This window comes from Saccharicrinis fermentans DSM 9555 = JCM 21142 (assembly GCF_000517085.1).
Lineage (GTDB): Bacteria > Bacteroidota > Bacteroidia > Bacteroidales > Marinilabiliaceae > Saccharicrinis > Saccharicrinis fermentans.
This window is the reverse complement of record NZ_KI912108.1, coordinates 1-5019: the sequence shown is the minus strand read 5'-3', so window position 1 is coordinate 5019 and position 5019 is coordinate 1. Positions and strand designations below refer to the sequence as shown.

Sequence of the window (5019 nt, the reverse complement as noted above, 5' to 3'; positions counted from 1 at the left end):
TAAATCTCTTATAAGAGTAGAAGCAACGTTACTGATAGGTGCTTTTTTTGTCATAATTATGCCTTATATATTCATCCAAGAATCATTATTTGGTAAGTCTTCGGTCTTTCACATATTGCGACCTTCATACTAGAGCAGTTTCTTTGATGGCAAAAAATGAGAATGACATTAACAACATTTAAGCGTCTGTATAAAGATTATCAGGAATCAGGTTTGAACATAAAAGATTTCTGTAACAACCAAGATTTGGCTCCTTCCACTTTTTATTACTGGCGAAACAAATTGGAAGAGGCATTAGCACATGAGCCAGAAAGCTAAAATCTATCAGGTTGAGCAAATGGCCACCGATCAGAACATGAATTACAAGCAAAGAGCTGAAAATGCAATTAGGCCGTTAGCAGTTGGAAGAAAAGGCTATCTGTTTTGTGGAACCATGATGCCGCAGAAAATGCAGCAATTATGTGCTCACTACTGGGATGCTGCAAAGCCAGTGATGTAAATCCTCGCGAATGGCTTACAGATGTATTTTCTAAGATTGCGTTATACAATAGCAATTATGATTTAGACTTGGCTGATCTTTTGCCGCACAATTGGAAAAAGTCTAATAGTTGTCAGAATATTCCAAAAAACACCCACTAATTTCGATTAATTCCAAAAGATTCCAGTAAAACTTAGAGAATTCCAACGCTCCAATCGACATCCAGATTGGAGCATTTTTTTACTTTGCAATATGTAGCAGATCGCATATTTACTGAATATTAAACTATCAATAAAACGACCGCAGGGCAGGCCAGAACAATAGCCCCGGGGGCCAGCGTTGGCGAGAGAGCTTCAAGGGCGCACTCGAGGTGGTAGTGTGGCTGGCCTAGCGCGAAAGAAGAGTGTGCAGGATGGAATTGGAGCTCGGTGCGGGTTGATAGCGATCTATTGTTCTAGACTTTTTTGGTCCTTTTTGTGGCAATGACAAAAAGGACATGACGATAATTTTCAATCAATGAGTGATTCTCATTTGAAAGCTCAACTATCAGGTTAACGAGCGCAGGGTTGGCCAGAACAATAGCCGTGGTCGGCGGCGAGAGCTGTAACCCGGAAAATGCATTAGAACATCTATTACGTCTTTAAATGGCTTCAAAAGAAGTCACTACGTTACTTTTCTTCAACTCACCAAGTAGTTGCTATGGCTCGTCTCAGAAAAGCCTTCTTTTATGGCCATTTAGTTGGCGAGTTGTCTAAATCGTTGTAGTTGGCGAGTTGGGAAGTTGTGTTTCTCAGATATTGGAAACCTACGTTTTAAATATAAATCCAGGTAGAACATAGAAGCTCTCAGTTATAAAAACCCGTATTTAAGCTTTCTCAATTAAAGGATATCTTCCATTTAAATAAGAAAGTTTCAATTTAAAAACCGCAGGGCAGGCCAGAACAATAGCCCCGGGGCCGGCGTTGGCGAGAGAGCTTCAAGGGCGCACTCGAGGTGGTAGTGTGGCTGGCCTAGCGCGAAAGAGAGTGTGCAGGATGGAATTGGAGCTCGGTGCGGATTGATAGCGATCTATTGTTCTAGACTTTTTTGGTCCTTTTTGTGGCAATGACAAAAAGGACATGACGATAATTTTCAATCAATGAGTGATTCTCATTTGAAAGCTCAACTATCAGGTTAACGAGCGCAGGGTTGGCCAGAACAATAGCCCCAGGACCGGCGTTGGCGAGAAGCTTGAGGGTGGCGAGTTGTTATAGTTGGCGAGTTGGTAAAGTTGTTAGATAGTTAGGTCGTTAGATTGTAAGCTTGTTAGGATGGCGAGCTGGTAAAGTCGTGGAGTTGTTGAGTTGCGTTTTTCATTTAATCGACATCTTCCATTTGCATAAGAAACTATTAGTTAGTGTATTGCATCGTTGGCCAGAACAATAGCCGTGGTCGGCGGCGAGAGCTGTAACGCGGAAAATGCATTAGAAAATCTATTACGCCTTAAAATGACTTCAAAAGAAGTAACTTCGTTGCTTTTCTTCAACTCACCATAGTAGTTGCTATGCCTCGTCTCAGAAAAGCCTTTTTTTTGTAGTAACCATGATGCCACAGAAAATGCAGCAATTATGTACTCACTACTGGGATGCTGCAAAGCCAGCGATGTAAATCCTCGCGAATGGCTTACGGATGTATTTTCTAAGATTGCGTTATACAACAGCAATTATGATTTAGACTTGGCTGATCTTTTGCCGCACAATTGGAAAAAGTCTAATAGTTGTCAGAATATTCCAAAAAAACACCCACTAATTTCGATTAATTCCAAAAGATTCCAGTAAAACTTAGAGAATTCCAACGCTCCAATCGACATCCGGATTGGAGCATTTTTTTACTTTGCAATATGTAGCAGACCGCATATTTACGCGCTAACCTCTCACAAATAATCTTCACAGCTGTCGTCACAAACAACCACTACGTTTTTACATTCGTAAAAAGTGTCACTTGCTAACGGTTCGAAGCGTTACCTTCTTCTGTGATAGGATTTTACGAATACAAATATTTATATGAAAGCATTCGTGAACTTCGTTTCACCCTCTGGATAAAATGCAACACAGCCCTTGGTTTATTGAAGATAATTTGTATTTTTAATTTTTTTCAACAACTTTGAGCCGTTACAAAACATTAAAAACAAGACGTATATTTAAGGATAATATTAAAGGTCAACCAAACTGAATATATGTATAAATTAAAATTAATAGTCGACAATAATGAACGTTGGCTAAATACGTTACACTATGAATATTTTTGTCCTGTAAAAGACAATAAAGATTCCTACAGAAAGTTCTTGCAATTGAATTTTCCTTTTGATACGGATGATGAAAACAAGCTATCAACTTATCATAATAGAAACGTGTCATCCATTAGATTAAGTCGTTTAGATAATGAATTAAAAAGAGAAGCATTAAAAGAGGCAGAAGGTAACCTTACTTCGCTCTATCATGATGATGCACCAAAAACGCCCAAAGAAAGGTATTATTCTGCGTTGACAAAATTACGTTATAGCAAAGGACTCGACCATGGTATTATCCCGAATATAGATCGGAAATACGATAGATATATACGTCCTCAGCAAGCCATATGTAAACCGGTTGAATACAATAAATTCGGAGGTATTTTCAATTTGGAGCTAGCATCTTCATCAGATGATGATTTTTGGTACGAATGGATGTTATCCTCTCAACTCAAAAATGGTAGAATAGAATTTTATGAAGGAGATGGCGACATGGCTTTTAAAATCCAATTTTGGGATTGCTTTTGTATAAGCATCGGAGAAAAGATGAGTTCGCATGGTAACTCAGCCATGATGATGCAAATGCGCTTATCGCCTGCCATCACACAAAATAGAAATATACAGCATGGAAAAGTGTGGAAGATTACCGATATTCATCAACCATGGAAACCTGCTACCGCTGCACCGGTTCAATCAACCGAAAAAAAGCGTTATTGGTTAAGAAGCTTGAAGGACCGTTTACCGAAGACGGCAAAATAGTGGAGGAGTTGATAATGGGGAACAGTTATATTTACAAAGCCACCGAATACAACGATGGTGAGGGCTATAAGTTAAACAACACGCAGTGGAGCGTAGAACTAAATAATGATGGAAAGCTGAAAGAACTTACCATATCCAATGCTTTTGAGCAAGATGGCATAATCTGTTATAAATACACCCCCGAAGAAGCCGAAAACATTAGAGTTTATGCATGGTGCAACGAAGCCAGTAAGGATGTGAGTGTAGAAGTGCCTGTTGTTTGTTTTCCTTTTTGCGTGGATAGATTTAAAGTTCCAGGGTTAAATAGAGAAGGTACAAATATTGCGGAAGATTTAACCTATGGTAAAGGTATCGCAACTAAAACTCCAAATAATGTATATGATTCGGAATCTGTAGAGCGATTTAAAAAAGAATATATTGAAAGAGGTTTTGATATTAACAAACATGCAATTTTTGCAAATGTTGAAAACTTAAAAGAAAATCCATTCGACAAATCATTTAATCACTCTACACCGTCAGAAGGTTCAGATCATTTTGCTAATGTACAAAGAGAGATTGATGCTCAAAACAATGCAGAAATGATGAGAATAGCTGACGATTTTGATAAAGTTAACTATCCTAAAGCCATTTATTCTAAAGAACGAATTTATGATGCTAAAGCATGGCTCATTAAAGATTGGGTGTACGAAGATTCTGGAAAAGATATAAAGGATTATCATGAAGGTAATTTGCTATTCTGGGACACAAGTGATGAGAATATTTTTAAAGCATTTGAAGAGTGGGCAACACTATGTTTTTCCTATGGTGAAATGGAGGGCAATATTAAACGTATGATTGCAAAATTCAAACGTAACGAAGGAGGTATTTACGAAGATCCTATATTAACCAATGATATCGCAAATCATAAAGCTACCTTGGAATATTGTTCAAATTTGGAAGACTTTATTGCAGAAAAAATAAAAACAAGTAAAGGGAAATTGTCAGATATTATTGAAAAGCAAATTGATAAAAATTATGACGAAAGGGGTTATAGAGGGAAAACAACTGCGAAAGGAGCAAACTTTGCGAAGCCAACATTTGGTTCTCTTTTAGATACTATAAAAGGTGAAACGATTGCTTTAAATGATATTTGGGCAACAGAAGTGTATGTGTCAGAAGTTCAGTTTGACAATGATAACTACAAAATAAATTATGAAGTAACCCTATGGGATCATTTTGGACTTGATATTACAGATATTGAAGATATCCCTAATACTATTCCTGTAGCAAAGGAAGCCTTTGCTGCTTGGTTTGCATTACAACACCTAAGAGGATACAAGCCATTTGTTACCAAAATAACCTTCACAAAAGAGTTTGAAGGTAATATAAATGAAGGCAAAATGGAGCGCAATAATAAAAGAGAAGCTTTAAGAGCAGAAGAAACTAAAGAGAAAATTAATAATTTACCTGAATTCAAAAGTTTATAATTTTAATAATGAAGTATATTTTATTACTGTTCGTTTTAGGTGTGCTA

General features: G+C 37.4%; 4 protein-coding genes and 1 pseudogene. All 5 read left to right on the top strand.

The genetic code is table 11. From position 1 onward, the window contains the following. Window positions 1-156: 156 nt before the first annotated feature. Window positions 157-318, top strand: a complete 162-nt coding sequence (gene tnpA, locus CYTFE_RS30240; RefSeq protein WP_244880345.1) for an IS66 family insertion sequence element accessory protein TnpA — start codon at window positions 157-159, stop codon at window positions 316-318. Between the two features lie 55 nt (window positions 319-373). After that, window positions 374-639, top strand: a pseudogene (locus CYTFE_RS29720) (transposase domain-containing protein); the annotation flags it as partial. 1446 nt (window positions 640-2085) lie between these two features. Further along, on the top strand, window positions 2086-2295 hold the full coding sequence (locus tag CYTFE_RS29715) for a transposase domain-containing protein (protein ID WP_081736140.1): 210 nt from the start codon (window positions 2086-2088) through the stop codon (window positions 2293-2295). Window positions 2296-2693: 398 nt separating this feature from the next. After that, a complete protein-coding gene (tssD, locus tag CYTFE_RS29210) occupies window positions 2694-3506 on the top strand; it encodes a type VI secretion system tube protein TssD (RefSeq protein ID WP_027473898.1) in 813 nt (270 codons plus the stop codon). Continuing rightward, window positions 3461-4972, top strand: coding sequence for a DUF3289 family protein (locus tag CYTFE_RS0124010; protein WP_162150106.1), 1512 nt, complete (start codon window positions 3461-3463; stop codon window positions 4970-4972). The genes tssD and CYTFE_RS0124010 overlap by 46 nt, the downstream gene beginning before the upstream one ends. The last annotated feature ends 47 nt before the right edge of the window (window positions 4973-5019 follow it).